15 protein-coding genes and 1 pseudogene are annotated in these 17273 nt (G+C 67.6%); 8 read left to right on the top strand and 8 right to left on the bottom strand.

Annotated features, from left to right (window positions below; genetic code table 11):
• Positions 1 to 2: 2 nt before the first annotated feature.
• Together VG561_RS08630 and VG561_RS08625 are read right to left on the bottom strand one after the other, a co-directional pair.
• Entirely contained in the window at positions 3 to 677 is a 675-nt protein-coding gene (locus VG561_RS08630) for a class I SAM-dependent methyltransferase (RefSeq protein WP_014646204.1), read from the bottom strand.
• A 98-nt stretch (positions 678 to 775) separates the two neighbouring features.
• Positions 776 to 2155 (bottom strand): PLP-dependent aminotransferase family protein, encoded by a 1380-nt coding sequence (locus VG561_RS08625; protein WP_069117551.1) that lies wholly within the window; start codon positions 2153 to 2155, stop codon positions 776 to 778.
• Positions 2156 to 2288: 133 nt separating this feature from the next.
• Between VG561_RS08625 and VG561_RS08620 the strand changes: the two genes are divergently transcribed.
• The gene (locus VG561_RS08620; RefSeq protein WP_032958514.1) at positions 2289 to 3152 is read left to right on the top strand and encodes a DMT family transporter; all 864 of its coding nucleotides are present in this window, start codon (positions 2289 to 2291) and stop codon (positions 3150 to 3152) included.
• A 49-nt stretch (positions 3153 to 3201) separates the two neighbouring features.
• On the opposite strand, the gene VG561_RS08615 is transcribed toward VG561_RS08620, so the two are convergent.
• Complete coding sequence (locus VG561_RS08615) at positions 3202 to 4119, bottom strand: LysR substrate-binding domain-containing protein (protein ID WP_262093201.1); 918 nt, start codon at positions 4117 to 4119, stop codon at positions 3202 to 3204.
• 106 nt (positions 4120 to 4225) lie between these two features.
• Here VG561_RS08615 and VG561_RS08610 point away from each other — a divergent pair, with 106 nt between their 5' ends.
• Positions 4226 to 5743: an MFS transporter gene (locus VG561_RS08610; RefSeq protein WP_423179530.1), complete on the top strand. Its 1518-nt coding sequence runs from the start codon at positions 4226 to 4228 to the stop codon at positions 5741 to 5743.
• Between the two features lie 278 nt (positions 5744 to 6021).
• On the opposite strand, the gene VG561_RS08605 is transcribed toward VG561_RS08610, so the two are convergent.
• On the bottom strand, positions 6022 to 6426 hold the full coding sequence (locus tag VG561_RS08605) for a GFA family protein (RefSeq protein WP_014646209.1): 405 nt from the start codon (positions 6424 to 6426) through the stop codon (positions 6022 to 6024).
• Positions 6427 to 6597: 171 nt separating this feature from the next.
• On the opposite strand from VG561_RS08605, the gene VG561_RS08600 reads away from it, so the two are divergent.
• On the top strand, positions 6598 to 7572 hold the full coding sequence (locus tag VG561_RS08600) for a DUF4105 domain-containing protein (protein WP_014646210.1): 975 nt from the start codon (positions 6598 to 6600) through the stop codon (positions 7570 to 7572).
• A complete protein-coding gene (locus VG561_RS08595) occupies positions 7572 to 9593 on the top strand; it encodes an esterase/lipase family protein (protein WP_014646211.1) in 2022 nt (673 codons plus the stop codon). Before VG561_RS08600 ends, VG561_RS08595 begins: the two co-directional genes overlap by 1 nt.
• A gap of 87 nt (positions 9594 to 9680) precedes the next feature.
• On the opposite strand, the gene VG561_RS08590 is transcribed toward VG561_RS08595, so the two are convergent.
• On the bottom strand, positions 9681 to 11102 hold the full coding sequence (locus tag VG561_RS08590) for an MFS transporter (RefSeq protein ID WP_423179529.1): 1422 nt from the start codon (positions 11100 to 11102) through the stop codon (positions 9681 to 9683).
• Positions 11103 to 11131: 29 nt separating this feature from the next.
• On the opposite strand from VG561_RS08590, the gene soxR reads away from it, so the two are divergent.
• Positions 11132 to 11566 (top strand): redox-sensitive transcriptional activator SoxR, encoded by a 435-nt coding sequence (gene soxR, locus VG561_RS08585; RefSeq protein ID WP_021202603.1) that lies wholly within the window; start codon positions 11132 to 11134, stop codon positions 11564 to 11566.
• Positions 11567 to 11638: 72 nt separating this feature from the next.
• Here the strand turns inward: soxR and VG561_RS08580 are convergent.
• Positions 11639 to 12268, bottom strand: a pseudogene (locus tag VG561_RS08580) (short chain dehydrogenase); the annotation flags it as partial.
• Between the two features lie 71 nt (positions 12269 to 12339).
• On the opposite strand from VG561_RS08580, the gene VG561_RS08575 reads away from it, so the two are divergent.
• Entirely contained in the window at positions 12340 to 13215 is an 876-nt protein-coding gene (locus VG561_RS08575; RefSeq protein WP_014646215.1) for a LysR family transcriptional regulator, read from the top strand.
• A 59-nt stretch (positions 13216 to 13274) separates the two neighbouring features.
• Here the strand turns inward: VG561_RS08575 and proC are convergent, their stop codons facing one another.
• Positions 13275 to 14096, bottom strand: a complete 822-nt coding sequence (gene proC, locus VG561_RS08570; protein WP_262093204.1) for a pyrroline-5-carboxylate reductase — start codon at positions 14094 to 14096, stop codon at positions 13275 to 13277.
• A gap of 18 nt (positions 14097 to 14114) precedes the next feature.
• Positions 14115 to 14792, bottom strand: a complete 678-nt coding sequence (locus tag VG561_RS08565) for a YggS family pyridoxal phosphate-dependent enzyme (RefSeq protein ID WP_032958502.1) — start codon at positions 14790 to 14792, stop codon at positions 14115 to 14117.
• A gap of 87 nt (positions 14793 to 14879) precedes the next feature.
• On the opposite strand from VG561_RS08565, the gene VG561_RS08560 reads away from it, so the two are divergent.
• A complete protein-coding gene (locus VG561_RS08560) occupies positions 14880 to 15917 on the top strand; it encodes a type IV pilus twitching motility protein PilT (protein WP_004147099.1) in 1038 nt (345 codons plus the stop codon).
• 99 nt (positions 15918 to 16016) lie between these two features.
• On the top strand, positions 16017 to 17159 hold the full coding sequence (locus VG561_RS08555; protein WP_005408369.1) for a PilT/PilU family type 4a pilus ATPase: 1143 nt from the start codon (positions 16017 to 16019) through the stop codon (positions 17157 to 17159).
• The last annotated feature ends 114 nt before the right edge of the window (positions 17160 to 17273 follow it).

Below are 17273 nucleotides of genomic sequence, written 5' to 3'. Positions count from 1 at the left end.
CATCAGCCGGCGTACGCCACCCAGCCCTTGAAGCTGAAGCCTGCATAGAACAGCTCCACGCCGTCGAAGCCGGCCTCCTGCAGCAGCGTCACTTCCTGTTCGGGGGCCAGCAGCGGCAGCCGCTCGGCAATGGCGTCGATCGCGCGCTGTGCATCGGCGTGGGCAACGCCGGAGGCTTCGGCGAACGCGGCGTAGCGCTGCAACCAGCGCAGCTTGCCGGCCGGATCCTGCGGCACGCTGTGGTGGGCCACCACCAGCGGCGCGCCGGGCTGCAGGCGCCTGTGCAGCTCCCGCAGCGTGTGCAGGCGCTGCGCGCCGTCGAGGAAGTGCAGGGTCAGCAGGCAGCTGGCACCATCGAAGCGCACGTCGGGGGCATCGTCGATGTAGCCTTCCAGCAACTGCACGCGCGACATCAGCGGGCCCAGTGTCTGTTCGGCCAGGGCCAGCATCGGTGCAGCCGGGTCCACGCCCAGCAGCTGCCAGCCCGGCTGCGCCTCGGCAAATGCCTTCAGCTCCAGCCCGCCACCGGCGCCCAGCACCAGCACGCGGCCCTGCGCAGGAACGTGTTCGGCCAGCAGCAGGCGACTCATCTGCTGCAACGCGAGGAAGCCCGGCACCTGGCGCAGCGGGCCCTCGGCATAGCGGGCAACGGCCTGCGGATCGGAGAACGAAGACATGCGTGCATTCCTGCAACAGGGACATACCACTGTACCGTGGCATGCAAGTGCCTTTGCCGCGGGTCGCTCCTGCCTGCGCGCACCGGCTTGCATCCAGCTCAGCGCAACGCCCGCGCCAGCACCTGCCAGATCCTCGGGTCCTGGCACTGCGAGACGTTGAAGCGCAGATAGTCGGCCGCGCGCTGCGACTGGCTGAACGCGTTGCCCGGCGCCAGCACGATGCCCTCGCGCAGGCATTGCCGCGCCAGTGCGGCGGCGTCGCGGCCGTCGGGCAGCTGGCACCACAGGAACAGGCCGGCTTCCGGCTGCAGCCACGGCGTGATGCCCAGCGCCTGCAGTTTCCGCAGTGTGTGCCGGCGTGCATCGGCCAGGCGCGAACGTATCGACTGCATGTGGCGGCGGTAACCGCTATCGGTCAGCGCGATGTGCATCAACTGCGCGGCCAGATGGCCGCCGCCAAAGCTGGTCGCCAGCTTCAGGTCGGTCAGTGCTTCTATCCAGTCGTGGCGCGCAGCGATGTAGCCGCAGCGCGACGCTGCCGACAGCGTCTTGGAGAAACTGCCGACGTGGATCACCCGTGACAGTCCATCGAGCGCGGCCAGCCGCGGTGCCGGCTGCAGTTCGAAGTCGGCGAAGATGTCGTCCTCGACGATGATCAACTCGCTGCGTTCGGCCAGGCCCAGCAGGCGGTGCGCGGTGTTGGCCGAAAGCACCGCGCCGGTCGGGTTGTGCAGGCCGGAATTGGTGATGTACAGCCGCGGCGAATGCGCCTGCAGGGCTTGCGCGAACGCCTCCAGGTCCGGGCCGCTGTGCGTGTACGGCACGCCGATGGCCTGCACCTGGTGCGCCTTGAGCAGCGCGTGGTAATTGAAGTAGCTCGGGTCATCGACCAGCACGCAGTCGCCGGGCTTGAGCAGGAAACGGCAGAGCAGATCGACCGCGTGCGTACCGGATTCGGTCAGCAGGATCTGCTCCATCGGTGCATCGATGCCAAGCGTGGCGCTGCGCCTTTGCAGCAGCTGGCGCAACGCGGGCAGCCCGAGCGGACCGGCGTAGTCCACCAGTTGCATGGCATCGGCACGCGCCAGCCGGCGCAGGCCGCGGCGCACGCCATCGTGATACAGCCAGTCACTGGGCATCCAGCCGCACCCTGGCTTGAGATCGCCCGCGGGCGTTTCCAGCGATTGCCGTGATACCCACAGCGGATCCACCGCGCGATCCAGCCGCGGCTCCATTTCAGCCAGCGCCAGCGGTGCGGCCGGGCCACTGACGTAGAAGCCCGAGCCTGCGCGCGCACTGATCAGGCCTTCGGCCGCCAGGCGCTCGTAGGCCTCGACCACGGTGGAGACTGAAACCCCCATGGTCGCCGCCTGCGCACGTACCGAAGGCAGGCGGGAGCCGGGGCCATCCACCCGTGCACTGATGCGGGTGCGGACGGTCTGGATGACCGATTCGATGCGGGTGAGCGGGCGCGGCATGGTGGAACCGTAGTGGAAGTGTGGGCAGTACAGTTACTTGCGGCTGTACTGGATTGTAGCTGGGGTCGTTCCGCGCCGGATGCTTCCATACAGGTGCAGCCGGGCATCGTCCGGCACCTTCAGGAGTACAGGCGTGGAACGGTCGGCGAGTGGTTGGATCAATGGCTTCATCGGTGTGGTGATCTTCGCCGGCTCATTGCCGGCCACCCGCCTGGCGGTGCTGCAGCTGGATGCCGGGTTCGTCACCGCCGCACGCGCCACCATCGCCGCGGTGCTCGGTCTGGGGCTGCTGCTTCTGCTGCGCCAGCCATGGCCGCGGCGCGGCGACCTGCCGGGGCTGGTGGTGGTCAGCCTCGGCGTTGTGGTCGGCTTCCCGCTGCTGACCGCGCTCGCGCTGCGTCACGCGTCGTCGGCGCACACCATCGTGTTCCTTGGCCTGCTGCCGTTGAGTACAGCGGTGTTCGGCGTGCTGCGCGGTGGCGATCGGCCGCGCCCGGCGTTCTGGCTGTTCTCGTTGCTGGGCAGTGCCTGCGTGGTCGGCTATGCCGCGCGCAACGGAATCGAAGCCTCGTTGCAGGCCGACCTGCTGATGCTGGCGGCGATCGTGGTGTGCGGGCTGGGCTACGCGGAGGGTGGTCGGCTCGCCCGTCATCTGGGCGGCTGGCAGGTGATCAGCTGGGCACTGCTGCTGGCGTTGCCGGTGATGCTGCCGCTGACGGTGCTGATGCGCCCGGCCTCGTTCACCGCGGTCGGTGCCTCGGCGTGGTGGGCACTGGGCTACGTGGCAGTGTTCAGCATGCTGATCGGCTTCCTGTTCTGGTACCGCGGGCTGGCCCAGGGCGGCATCGCTGCCGTCGGTCAGCTGCAGCTGCTGCAGCCGTTCTTCGGCCTGGCCCTGGCCGCGCTGCTGCTGCACGAGTCGGTCAGCCTCAGCATGGTGCTGGTGACTCTGGTCGCGGTGATCTGCGTCGCCGGCGCGCGCCGCTTCAGCCGCTAGGAAAAAGGGGACGGAGGGGATTAAGTCGTTTCAGGCACAGCAGGACCAATTACGACTTAATCCCCTCCGTCCCCTTTTCCGGGCGGAAAAGGTGCGCAACGGCGTAGTCGATGAACACCCGCAGGCGTGCACTGGGATGGCGCCCGCCGGGCCACAGCAGCGAGAACTGCCCCTGGTGCGTGGGCAGTGTGGGCAGCACCTGTTGCAGGCGGCCATCGGCCAGCGCGTCAGCGGCGAGGAAGTCAGGCATCCAGGCCAGGCCCATGCATCCGATCGCAGCGGCCAGCACGGCCTCCATGTTGTTGCAGGTCATCGCCGTGGGAAGGCGCGCCCCGGCGTCGCCTTCGATGCCGGGCAGCTGCCACGGATGCAGCTTTCCGGTGGTGGGGTAACGGAAGCGCAGCGCGGTATGTATGCGCAGGTCGCCCACATCGCCGGGCGTTCCATGCATCTGCAGATAGCCCGGCGCCGCACAGAGGATGAAACGAAAACCCCCCAGCCGCCGTGCGGTCAGGCTGGAATCAGCCAGTTCGCCACTGCGTATCACCGCATCCAGGCCTTCGCTGACCACATCGACGATGCGGTCGTTGAAGTCCAGTTCCAGCTGCACCTGCGGATAGCGTTGCTGGAAGCCGGGCAGCACCGGCAGCAGGAAGCGGTAGCCGATGGTGGGCAGGCCGATGCGCAGCAGCCCGCTGGGGGCGTGCTGTCGCTGCGCCAGGTCCGCCTGTGCTTCGGAAAGCTCATCCAGCGCACGCCGGCAGCGTTGCAGCAGCAGTTCGCCTTCGTCGGTGAGATGCACGCGGCGGGTGGTGCGCTGGAACAGGCGCGTGCCGAGTTCCTGTTCAAGCCGGGCGATGCGCTTGCCGACGGCCGAGGCTGACAGGCCGAGTACGCGGGCGGCACCGACAATGCTGCCTGACTCCGCGGTGCGGACGAAGGCGAGCAGGGCGGAGATGGAGTCCATGCTTGGATGATTGCGGAACATCTCGCCGCAATCAACGTCCACCGAGCCTGTTTTTCTGGAATAGCGGCCTGTCCATCATCAATGCCCCTGATGGATGGAGGCCCGCATGGCCCCGGATTCGATGCTCCCTGTACCTGTCCGCGCGCAGCAGCGCTGGGCGCTGCTTGCGGTCTGCCTGGCCGCGCTGGCGTTGCCGTTGTCCTTCTCTGCCGGTGCAGTCGCGGTGCCGGCGCTGGCCCGTTCCGCGGCGGCATCGCCCACCGCGCTGGCCTGGGTGACCAACGCCTTCATGCTCACCTTCGGCAGTCTGTTGCTCGCTGCGGGCGGCTTGGCCGATCGATATGGCCGTCGGCGGCTGTTCCTGCTGGGCACGGCGGGCTTCACCACCGCCACCGCCGCCGTCTGCCTTGCTCGCACGCTGCTATGGCTGGATCTGGCGCGCGGGTTGCAGGGTGTTGCCGCGGCGGCGGCGCTGGCATCCGGCACGGCGCTGCTGGCACAGGCCTGGCAGGGGCCGGCGCGTGCCCGTGTCTTCGCCCTGCTGGGCACCACGTTCGGCATGGGGCTGGCGCTGGGGCCCCTGCTCGCGGGCCTGCTGCTGCAGACATTGGGATGGCGCGGCGTGTTCGCCGCGGGCGGTGTGCTCACGTTGGTGGCCTTCGGCCTGGGGGCACGCGCGTTGCCTGAAAGTCATGGCGAGCGCCGACCACTGGATATCGGCGGCATGCTGAGTTTCAGCCTGACGCTGGCGACGTTGACCCTGGCGCTGCTGTGGCTGGGCGAGTTCGGCCTGCATGCCGCGCGCGTGCGGCTGGCGCTGCTGGTGACGCTGCTGTTGGGCGGGGTGTTCGTCTTCATCGAACGGCGGTACCCCTCACCGTTGCTGGACCTCTCACTGTTCTCACAACCGGCGTTCCTCGGTGTCCAGCTGCTGCCGGTGGCGACCTGCTTCGGCTACGTGGTGCTGCTGGTCGTGTTACCTGTGCAACTGCTGGGCGTGCATGGCCAGAGCGCGACGCTGGTGGGACTGCAGATGCTGGCGCTGTCCGCGCCGATGCTGGTCCTGCCGATGCTGGCCGCGCGTTGGGCGGAGCGCGTGGGAAGTGCGCGGCTGTGCACGCTGGGTCTGCTGGTGTGTGCCGCCGGCCTGTACCTGTTGTCGCGGCAGGCGTCGCACCCGTCGCCCTTGCAGTGGGTGCCGCTGCTGATGCTGGTCGGCGCAGGCACGGCTTTGCCGTGGGGGCTGATGGATGGACTGTCGGTGAGCGTGGTACCGGTGCAACGTGCCGGCATGGCCGCAGGCATATTCGGAACCGTGCGGGTGGCCGGCGAAGGCATCGCGTTGGCCGCAGTCACTGCCTTGCTTGCGCTGCTGATCGGCCGTCAGCTGCAGGGCGCGTCGCCCGCATCGCTGGTGCGTGCCGGTGCCTATCTGGCCACGGGGGCGCGGGAACAGGCGCAGGCACTGCTACCGACGATGAGCCGCATGCAGCTGCAGCACGCCAGTAGTGATGCGCTGGCGACACTGCTGCGCGTACTGGCGCTGCTGACCGCCGCCTGTGCCGCCGTGTTGCGCCTGTTGCTGCGGAAAAGGACAGGTGCCTTGGTCGGGAACATGGTGTAGCTGGCTCATCGCCGCCTCCGCCGTCATCCCGTTGTCGTGTCCCGCTCACGCCGCCTATGCCCACCCGGGCCTAGTGTTGATCGTCCCCGTCCCCCACGGAGACCCGCCATGTGGCTGCTCGACCATCTCTGGCCCAGCCGTCGACCCCTTCCTCCCCCGGTCGAGGACGCGCCACAGGCACCGTCACGCCGGCCCTGGCTGAAACGCCCGGCGCGGGCCGGGCGCAGCGGCATGGCGCCCTGGCAGAAGGTGGCCACGCCACCGCGGCGCACGCGCCACTAGCCGGTGCGGTCTGATGGGTGGTTGACCCCATCGCTGACCGGGATCACCCCCAGCGCGAACGGGTCGATGCCCTCCAGGCAGGCCACGTTGTAGCCGTACTGGTCGGGGTTGGAGCGGCGCCGGTGATGGGTGTAGATGCCGCACACCCCGCAGAAGTAGTGCTCGGCCACATGGGTGTTGAACTGGTATTTCTGCAGGTGATGCTGCCCGCGCACCACCTGCAGGCCCTGGCGGGGGACGCTGGCGGCGATGGCACCCCGGCGCCGGCACATCGAGCAGTCGCAGCGGCGCGGGTCGACGATGCCGTCCGGGAGGTCCAGCAACAGCTCGACCGTGCCGCAGTGGCAGGTGGCGCGGTGCTGGGGTTGGACCGGAACGCCGGCCACGGAAGTGATGCCCATCGTTGCTCCTGTGAGGTGAACCTGGCCGCATGGACCGCCGCAGACGGTGCGCCGCGGTCCCTGAACGGGCCGTAGATGCCACGGTGAACCCGCTTGTGGCTAACTATGCGGCTTCGGGACCGCGACAGGATGCCAGTGAGAGCCGCAGGACGTTGGATGACAGGAAGTGCCATGGCGCTGGCAGCGTTGTGGGTGACCGGGCTGCTGGCCTATCAGATGCCGGGGCCGGGCTGGCTGGCCAATGGCATTGCGGTGCTGTGGCTGCTGGTTGCGCTGTGGGCGTCGTGGCAGGTCGCGCGTGGCCGTGGCCATCGTCGCCTGGGCATGGCGTTCGGCGCGTCGCTGGCGCTAGCCGGCCTGTGGTGGCTGCTGCTCACCCCGCGCCAGGACCGCGTCTGGGCCGATGACGTGGCCCAGCGCCTGCACGTGGTGTCCTTCGACGGGCGCCACGTGGTGCTCGACAACGTGCGTGATTTCACCTGGCGCAGCGAGACCGACTACGACGCGCACTGGGTGCGCCGCGCGTACGACCTGGACCAACTCCGCTCGGCCGATCTGGTGCTGTCGTACTGGATGGGCCCGGCGATCGCCCACACCCTGATCTCGTTCGGTTTCGAGGATGGGCGCCACGTGGTGTTCTCGCTGGAGATCCGCAAGGAACGCGGCGAATCGTTCTCGGCGCTGGGCGGCTTCTTCCGCAAATTCGAGATGACCCTGGTGGCCGCGGAGGAGACCGACATCATCCGCACCCGCACCAACGCGCGTGGCGAGGATGTCTACCTGTACCGCCTGCACGGCATGGACCAGGCGCAGCTGAAGCAACTGTTCGCCGCGTACATCGCGCAGGCGCGCGAACTGGATGCGAAGCCGGGCTTCTACAACACGCTCACCAGCAACTGCACCACCATCGTCTTCGATCTGGCCCGCCACATCGCGCCGCGCCTGCCGCTGGACTACCGCCTGCTGCTGTCCGGCTACCTGGCCGAATACGCACAGGAGGTCGGCGCGCTCACGCCGGGCGTGCCTTATGCCGAACTGCATGACAAGGGCCGCATCACCCAGCGTGCGCTGGACCTGGGCAGCGGCGACCACTTCTCCACCGTGATCCGCCAGGGCGTGCCCGGCACCGAGCAGGACCCGCAGTAATGACCCGACTCTTCCTGATCCGCTGGCAGCGCGCGCTGCCGGTGTTGTTCGCCGCCTTCCTGCTGCTGGGCAGCAGCGGCTGCGCGATGGTGACTGTCAAGCAGGTGAAGTCCAGCGATTCGCTGGTGAACAAGCGCGCCGATGTGCTCAACACCGGCAAGCTCAGCCCGGCCGCGCGCGAGACGCTCAGCGCGGCGGGCCTGGATGAGTCGCAGTGCGAGAAGGACTTCCTGGTCTGCCGCAGCACGTTGTTGATGACCGATGACCTCAACGTCGAGCAGCGGCTGTCGGCGCTGTCCGAACTGTGGGTGAAGGCCGCACTGGCGCTGACGCCGAAGAAGACCGCCGCCGGCGATCCGCCGATGAGCGATGCGGCGCTGGATGCCTGGCTGGAAGCCGCGCGCTATGCCTATGCCTACCTGTTCTACAGCGGCCGCTCGCCGTCCGACCGCGCCTTCGAGGACCGGCAGACGCAGGTGCGCGACTACTACAACTACGCCGCCGAGAAGGCGGCGGTGGTGCTGTTCGTGCGCGCGCGTGCAGCGGCACTGGCCGGCGAGGACTATACGAAGCCGATCTCGGTCGGCAGCTGGTCGCTGGCCTCCAACTATCAGCAGTTGAACCTGAAGAGCATTCCGGCGCAGCTGGTGCCGGCCGGCACGGTCAGCTTCGTCGGCCTGCGCAGCACCTATCGCCGCGATGGCTTCGGTGCCGAGCTGGTGATGGTGATGGACCCGCCCAAGCTGGTCGCGCCGGTGATCGCGGGCGATGGGCCGAAGGCGGAAACAGCGGCGGATGATGCTGACGACGAGCGCCGTGGCCGCCGCCATCGGCATGACGATTCGGTGCCGGAATTCAGCGAGATGTCCTCGATCAACGTCACCGCGCTGCTGCGTTTCGAAGGCAGCAGCCTGGAAGACGTGATGCGCACGCGCCGGGTTGAACTGGACGCCTATTCGCCGGAGGCCACTGAACGCATCACCCTGCACGGCGAACAGGTGCCGCTGGCCGGCAATTTCACCGCTGCCTACGGCCTGTGGCTGGCGCAGAGTGGCTTCGCCCGGCAGTCACTGCGCACCCTGTTCGGCATGAGTGAGGGCATCGGCGAACCGCACATCTACCTGATGCAGCCGTGGGACCCGAACCGCCGCATCATCTTCATGCTGCACGGCCTGGCCAGCAGCCCGGAAGCCTGGGTGAACCTGGCCAACGAGATCATGGGCGACCCCGAGCTGCGCCAGCAGTTCCAGGTGTGGCAGGTCTACTACCCGACCAATGCACCGATCGCGCTGAACCGCTACGAGATCGCCAACGCGTTCAATGACACGCTCAAGCACTTCGACCCCAACGGCAGCACACGCGCATCGAAGGACATGGTCTATATCGGCCACAGCATGGGCGGCGTGCTCGCGCGGCTGTTGGTGAGCGACTCGGGTGATGTGCTGTGGGATGACCTGCTGGCCAACTATGACCTGAAGGGCGAGCGGCTGAAGCGGGTGCAGGCCAAGCTGGGGCCACTGCTGCATTTCAAGGCGCAGCCGAACGTGGAACGCGCGATCTTCATCGCCGCGCCGCACCAGGGCACGGATATCGCAGGCAACAAGGTCGGGCGGCTGATCGGGCGCCTGGTACGCCTGCCGCTGACCATTCTCGGCAAGTTCGAGGACGTGTTCATGGCACTGGCACAGGCCGAGCAGCAGGTCGACGGCACCGCCAAGCCGAAGATTCCCAACAGCATCGACAACCTCAAGGCCAGCGATCCGTTCGTGAAGGCCGCCGCACAGCTGCCGATCGAAGCGGGCCTGAAGTACCACTCGATCATCGCCCAGCGCAAGCCGGAGCTGCCGGTGGAGAAGTCCGATGACGGGCTGGTGCCGTACTGGAGCGCGCATCTGCCGGGCGCGCTGTCGGAGAAGGTGATCATTTCCGGCCACAGCGTGCAGGAGACCCCGCAGGCCGTACTGGAAGTGCGCCGCATCCTGCATCGGGATATCGATGATGTGGGAGCCGGTACACGGTAATGCCGGCCTCTGGCCGTCGCCATCATGGGATTCCCGCGTGCGCGGAGGTTGCCGGCCAGCGGCCGGCACTACCGGAATCCGGCGGCGCTACACCCGCCGCGCGATCACTGCGGCCAGCACCGCCAGACCGAAGGTGATGGCCAGGCACAGCAGGTAGCCGGTGTGCGGCGCGCTTTCCACGAACATGGCGAACAACGCGCCGGACACCGCCAGCGCGGTGGTCACCGACAACGCCTCGCTCAGCTGCAGCGCCGAGGTATTGGCACCCTGCTCATGCGGTGCTGACAGCGACAGGGTCAGCACCGACAGGCTGGCGTAGATCATGCCCATGCCGAAGCCGGTCACGGCCCAGCCGACCAGCGCGACCGGCAGCGGCATCGGGTTGAACAGCACCGACAGCGTTGCGGCGATGCCGAACGTCATCATCACCGTGCCAACGCGCGGCAGCTGCTGGCGTGACCAGCCACGCTGCTGGTGGCCCTGCAGCCATGAACCGGCGAACCAGCCCAGCGCACCGAGGCTGAGCACGGCGCCTGCCCAGCTGGGCGAGAGCCCGCGTTCGCGCTGCAGCAGCAGGGGCAGATAGGCCTCGCAGGCGAAGAACGCCGCTGCAGCAATGCCGCGCAACGCGATCACGCTGGGCAGGCCGCGGCGCAGGATCAGGGTTCCGGCCGGCAGCAGCCGATGCACGCAGAACAGCAGCGCCAGCATCGCCACGCCGATGCAGAGCAGGGCGGCCATGCCCTGTTGCTGGCCGCCGACGTAGAGCAGTAGTGCGGCCAGTGAGGCGCCAGAGGCCCAGCGCACCACGTTGCTGCGTTCGCCATCGTTGCAGACCGCAACGGGAGGTTGCATGCGCGCCAGTGCCGGGCGCAGCAGCAGTGCGGCCGGTATCGCCAGCAGTGGCACTGCCAGGAATACCCAGCGCCAGCCCAGGTGCTGCACCATCAGGCCACTCAACGCCGGGCCGACCATCGAGGGCACCACCCAGCCTGCGGAGAACGCCGCGAACACCTTCGGTCGCAGGTGCTCGGGGTAGCTGCGGCCGACCATCACGTAGAGCGAGACCGAAATCGCGCCCGCGCCCAGGCCCTGCATCAGGCGCCCGGCCACCAGCATGCCCATGCGCGTCGCAAAGCCGGCCAGCAGCAGGCCCAGCACGAAGCAGCCCAGGCCGTACCAGAGTGGCCGCGCGGGGCCGTGGCGATCGGCCCAGCGCCCGGCCAGGGTCATGCCGATCACACTGGTGGCCAGGGTGCCGCCAAAGGCCAGCGCGTACAGGCGCAGGCCATCGAGTGCTTCGGCCACGGTGGGCATCGCGGCCGCGACGGCCAGTGCTTCGAAGGCGTGCAGCGCGACCAGCGCAACCATGCCGATGGTCGTGGCGCGGTAGCGCGCGGACAGGATCGAGCTGTCAGCCGGCAGGTGGGTGTCGGCGGGAGAGAGGGTCGGGGTCATACGGGTCAGGTGCAGGCCGCGCTTGTCAACGGGCGGCGAAGGTAGCAGCATGCCACCTCAACTGTAGTTGAGGTCAAGCAATGGCATCCCAGGAACTCAGCGTTGGCGAGGTCTCCCAGCGCAGTGGCGTGGCCGTTTCCGCACTGCATTTCTACGAGCGCAAGGGGCTGATCAGCAGCCTGCGCACCTCGGGCAACCAACGGCGTTACAGCCGGGACGTGCTGCGCCGGTTGGCGGTGATCCGCGTGGCGCAGCGGGTGGGCATGCCGCTGGAAGCAGTCGGCCGTGCCTTCGAAAGCCTGCCTGACGGCCGCGCACCGACCAAAGCGGATTGGGCCAGGCTGTCCGCGCGCTGGCGCACCGAGCTGGAAGAGCGCATCCACATGCTGCAGCTGCTGCGCGACGAACTGACCGGCTGCATCGGTTGTGGCTGCCTGTCGCTGCAGCATTGCCGCCTGGCCAATCCCGGCGACGTCCTCGGCGAACGCGGCGACGGCCCGATGCGCTGGGAGTGAGCGACAAAAAGGGGACGGAGGGGATTATGTCGTTTGTGCACTTGCGACTTAATCCCCTCCGTCCCCTTTTTCTTACCAGACCGTGATCGTCTCGCCGCTCTGGATGCCTTCCACCGCGCGCTGGAAGGCCAGTGCCGCGCGCTGTGCGCTTACCGCCTCGAAGCCCGGGAAGTAGGGGCCGTAGGCGGCCATCGATTCGATCAGTACGTTCGGGCTGACCACGTTGATGCGCAGGCCGCGCGGCAGCAGCTCCAGTGCGGCTGCGCGCACGAAGCCTTCCAGTGCGGCATTCACCGAGGTGGCGTTGACGCCGTCGCGGATCGGTTGTGCGCTGACGATGCCGCTGGTCAGGGTGATCGAGCCGCCGCTGTTGAGATGATGCTGCGCGGCCAGTGCCAGCCTCACCTGGCCCAGCAGTTTGTCCTGCAGGCCGAGGTTGAACTGCGCCGGCGTCATCTGCTGCAGCGGGCCGAAGTGCAGCTTGCCGGCGGTGGAAATCACCGCATCGACCGGGCCGGTACGTGCGAACAGTTCGGCGACGCTGGCGTCATCGGTCAGGTCCACGCGCAGTTCGCCGCTGCTGCGGCCGGCGGCGAGAATCTGATGCTGTTGGCCGAGCTGGCGGGCGACTGCCTGGCCGAGGGTGCCGCTGGCACCAACGAGGAGGATCTTCATGGCCGTTCCTTGCGTAAGGGAGTGAGCGCAGTCTGCGCCCTCACAATGGGGTTAGGTAAGCGGCGTATGATTCGCAGATTCCTAACTAAGGATTAGTAATGGATACCCTTCGATGCATGCAGGCCTTCGTTGCCGTGGCCGAGCGTGGCAGCTTCGCCGGCGCCGCCGAACAGCTGCAGGTCTCGGCGGTGATGGTGGGCAAGTACATCCAGCAGCTGGAGGCGCATCTGGGTACCGCGCTGCTGCAACGGAACACCCGCCGCCAGCGCCTGACCGAAGCCGGCAGCGCCTATCTGGCCGGATGCCGGCAAGTGCTGGAGCAGGTGCAGCAGGCCGAGGCCGATGTGGCCGGTCTGCAGGTACAGCCGCGTGGCCTGCTGCGGGTCAGTGCGCCGACCACCTGGGGCAGCTGCGTGCTGGCGCCGCAGCTGGCCGGCCTGCTGCGCGCGCAGCCGCAGTTGAACATCGAACTGGATCTGAGCAACCGCCGTGTGGACCTGATCGAGGACGGCTTCGACGTGGCGATCCGGGTCGGGCCGTTGCCATCGCAGGAGGTGGTGGCGCGGCCGCTGCCGCCGTATGCGATGAGCCTGTGCGCGGCGCCGTCTTACCTGCGCAGGCGCGGCACGCCACGCACGCCGGCGGACCTGCAGGGGCATGATTGCCTGAGCCATCTTGCCTGGCGTGGTGGCCATGGCTGGCAGTTGGCCAACGGTGAACAGGTGGATTGGGAGGCGCGGCTGACCTGCAACGACGGGTTCGCGCTGCGCGAAGCCGCCGTGGCCGGGGCCGGGTTGGTGTTGCAGCCCACCGCGCTGTTGGCGGGGGAGATCGCAGCAGGGCGCCTGAAGCCGCTGCTGCGCGACTACCTGCCCGAACCGCGACCGATGCATCTGATCTACCTGCCGGATCGACGGCCGCGCCCGCGGCTGCAGTGCTTCGTGGATTTCGTCATGGCCACATTTGGGCAATGAGCATCCACGCCATGCGTGGATGATGGTAGGTGCCGACCGTTGGTCGGCACACATCGGGATCAATCATTCGCCGCAGACAATTCCTGCCCGCGCACCTGCGCAGCACGCAGCGCGTTGTCCACCAGCACTTCGAAACCACCGGCCTGGAAGCTCTCGATCGCGGCCTGGGTGGTGCCGTTCGGCGAGGTCACACGGCGGCGAAGCTCGGCCGGGCTTTCGCCGGCTTCATCCAGCATGCGCGAAGCGCCCAGCAGGGTCTGCACCACCAGCGTGCGCGCGGCGTCGGCCGGCAGGCCCTGGGCAATGCCCGCCGCTTCCATCGCTTCGGCCAGCAGGAACACGTAGGCCGGCCCGCTGCCGGACACGGCAGTGACCGAATCCATCAGCGCCTCGCGCTCGATCCACACGGTACGGCCGGCACTGGCCAATACCTGTTCGGCCTGCGAGCGCTGCTGTGCATCCACCGACGGCGTGGCATACAGGCCGGTCACGCCGGCGCCGAGCAGGGCCGGCGTGTTGGGCATTGCACGCACCACCGGCAGGTTGCCGCCCAGCCAGCGTTCCAGCTGCGCGCTGGTGATGCCGGCGGCAATCGACACCACCAGTGGCCGGCTTGCCTGGGCCAGTGCCTGCAGCGACTGGCAGACCTCGCGCAGCACCTGTGGCTTCACCGCCAGCAGCCAGGTGCGGCCCTGTGCGGCGGCATCGGCGGCGTTGTCGTGCACCTGCACGCTGAAATCGGTGGCCAGCGACTCGCGCAGTGCTGCAACCGGTTCGGCCACGTGGATGTGTGCGGCGGGCACGCCCTGGCGGATCAGGCCAGCGATCAGGCTGCGCGCCATGTTGCCGCCGCCGATGAAGGTGATGGAATCAGCTGTCATGAAACTCTCCTTGCAAGATCAGGCCGGGCGAGGACGCGCGCCGAACAGGGCGGTGCCGATGCGCACCAAAGTGGCGCCCTCGGCGATGGCGTCGGCGTAGTCGCTGCTCATGCCCATCGACAGCGTGTCGACCTGCGCGTGCTGGGCGGCCAGCGACTGGAAAAGTGTGCGCATGCGCACGAACGCATCCCGACGGCGTTCCGCCTCGGGCCATGGCGCGGGAATCGCCATCAGGCCACGCAGGCGCAGGGTGGGCTCGGCGGCAATCGCAGCGGCCAGCACCTCGACATCCTCCGGCGCACAGCCGTGCTTGCTGGATTCATCGTCGATGTTGACCTGGATCAGCACATTCAGCGGACCACGCGCTGCCGGGCGATGGCGCGCCAGCGCCGTCACCAGCTTGGGCCGGTCCACGCTCTGCACCCAATCGAAGTGGGTGGCCACGGCCTCGGCCTTGTTCGACTGCAGGTGGCCGATCAGGTGCCACTCCAGCGCCAGGTGCTGCAGCGCCTGCATCTTGGCCAGCGCTTCCTGCACATAGTTCTCGCCGAAGGCCTGCTGGCCCTGCGCGGCCAGCGCGGCCACGGCCTCGGCCGGTTGGGTCTTGGAAACGGCCAGCAGGCGCGGATCGGGCCGGCCGGCCGCCTCGGCGGCGGCATGCAGGTTGCTCAGGATCTGGGGCAGGGGAGTGGCCACGTAACGCGTTCCGTTGAATCAGGAGGCTATACTGCCGCCCGGGGAAAGATCCTTCCAGTCGAAGCCGTTATTGGGGAGTAGCCGCTCATGGATATCGCCGAACTGCTGGCGTTTTCCGTAAAGAACAAAGCGTCCGACCTGCACCTGTCCGCAGGCCTGCCGCCGATGATCCGCGTGGACGGCGACGTTCGCCGGATCAACATCCCGGCCCTGGACCACAAGCAGGTCCACGCGCTGGTGTACGACATCATGTCCGACAAGCAGCGCCGCGATTACGAGGAATTCCTCGAAGTGGACTTCTCCTTCGAGATCCCGTCGCTGGCGCGCTTCCGTGTGAACGCGTTCAACCAGAACCGCGGCGCCGGTGCGGTGTTCCGTACCATTCCGTCCGAGGTGCTCACCCTCGAAGACCTGGCCTGCCCGCCGCTGTTCCGCGAGGTGATCCAGCAACCGCAGGGCCTGATCCTGGTGACCGGCCCGACCGGCTCGGGCAAGTCGACCACGCTGGCGGCGATGATCGACTACATCAACAAGAACGAATACGGCCACATCCTCACCGTCGAGGATCCGATCGAATTCGTGCACACCTCGCAGAAGTGCCTGATCAACCAGCGCGAAGTGCACCGTGACACGCATGGCTTCAACGAAGCACTGCGCTCGGCACTGCGTGAGGACCCGGATATCATCCTGGTGGGCGAACTCCGCGACCTGGAAACCATCCGCCTGGCACTGACCGCCGCGGAAACCGGCCACCTGGTGTTCGGCACCCTGCACACCAGTTCGGCGGCCAAGACCATCGACCGTATCATCGACGTGTTCCCGGCGGGCGAAAAGCCGATGGTGCGTTCGATGCTGTCCGAGTCGCTGCGTGCGGTGATCTCGCAGGCGCTGCTGAAGAAGGTTGGCGGCGGTCGTACCGCAGCGTGGGAAATCATGGTCGGCACCCCGGCCATCCGCAACCTGATCCGCGAAGACAAGGTGGCGCAGATGTACTCGGCCATCCAGACCGGCCAGCAGTACGGCATGATGACCCTGGACCAGCACCTGCAGGACCTGGTCAAGCGCAGCCTGATCACCCGCAACCAGGCCCGCGAGTACGCCAAGGACAAGCGCCTGTTCGAGTAAGGCGGGACAACCACGGGCGGCGTGCACCAGTGCGGCGCCGTCCCCGTGCCGTTTCCTCCACCGACCGTTTCCTGGTACATGCCCTCTTGGGAGCCCGCCGTGAACACCACCGCGACCACCATCGATTTCACTTCGTTCCTCAAGCTGATGGCGCACCAGCGCGCCTCGGACCTGTTCATCACGGCCGGCATGCCGCCGGCGATGAAGGTCAACGGCAAGATCTCGCCGATCACCCAGACCCCGCTCACGCCGCAGCAGAGCCGCGACCTGGTCCTCAACGTGATGACCCCGGCGCAGCGCGAGGAATTCGAGAAGACGCACGAATGCAACTTCGCCATCGGCCTGTCCGGCGTCGGCCGCTTCCGCGTCAGCTGCTTCTACCAGCGCAACCAGGTCGGCATGGTGCTGCGTCGCATCGAGACGCGCATTCCGACCGTGGAAGAGCTGAGCCTGCCGCCGATCATCAAGACGCTGGCGATGACCAAGCGCGGCATCATCCTGTTCGTCGGCGCCACCGGTACCGGTAAATCGACCTCGCTGGCAGCGATGATCGGTTACCGCAACCAGAACTCGACCGGCCACATCATCACCATCGAAGACCCGATCGAGTTCGTGCACAAGCACGAGGGCTGCATCATCACCCAGCGCGAAGTCGGCATCGATACCGACAGCTGGGAAGCCGCGCTGAAGAACACCCTGCGCCAGGCGCCGGACGTGATCATGATCGGCGAGGTGCGTACCCGCGAAGGCATGGATCACGCCATCGCGTTCGCCGAAACCGGCCACCTGGTGCTGTGCACCCTGCATGCGAACAACGCCAACCAGGCGATGGACCGCATCGTCAACTTCTTCCCGGAAGACCGCCGCAACCAGCTGCTGATGGACCTGTCGCTGAATCTCAAGGGCGTGGTCGCGCAACAGCTGGTGCCATCGCCCGATGGCCGCTCGCGCAAGGTGGCGATGGAGATCCTGCTGGGCACGCCGCTGGTGCAGGACTACATCCGCGACGGCGAGATCCACAAGCTGAAGGAAGTGATGAAGGACTCGGTCCAGCTGGGCATGAAGACCTTCGACCAGAGCCTGTTCGAGCTGTACCAGGCCGGCGAGATCAGCTACGAGGACGCGCTGCGCTACGCCGATTCGCAGAACGAGGTGCGCCTGCGCATCAAGCTCAGCCAGGGCGGCGACGCACGTACCCTGTCGCAGGGGCTGGACGGCGTGGAGATCTCCGAGATCCGTTGACCTGGCCGGCATCGGTCGTGGCTGGATTGATGAATTCCGGTCATGACCGACTGCGGCCGGGCTGGCTCAATCCAGCGCCACGACAGGCGTATCGTCATCACTCCCCCTCTGGAG

Source organism: Stenotrophomonas sp. CASM110 (genome assembly GCF_049384345.1).
Classification (GTDB): Bacteria; Pseudomonadota; Gammaproteobacteria; order Xanthomonadales; family Xanthomonadaceae; genus Stenotrophomonas; species Stenotrophomonas muris.
This window is presented reverse-complemented; position numbering and strand designations above follow the sequence as displayed.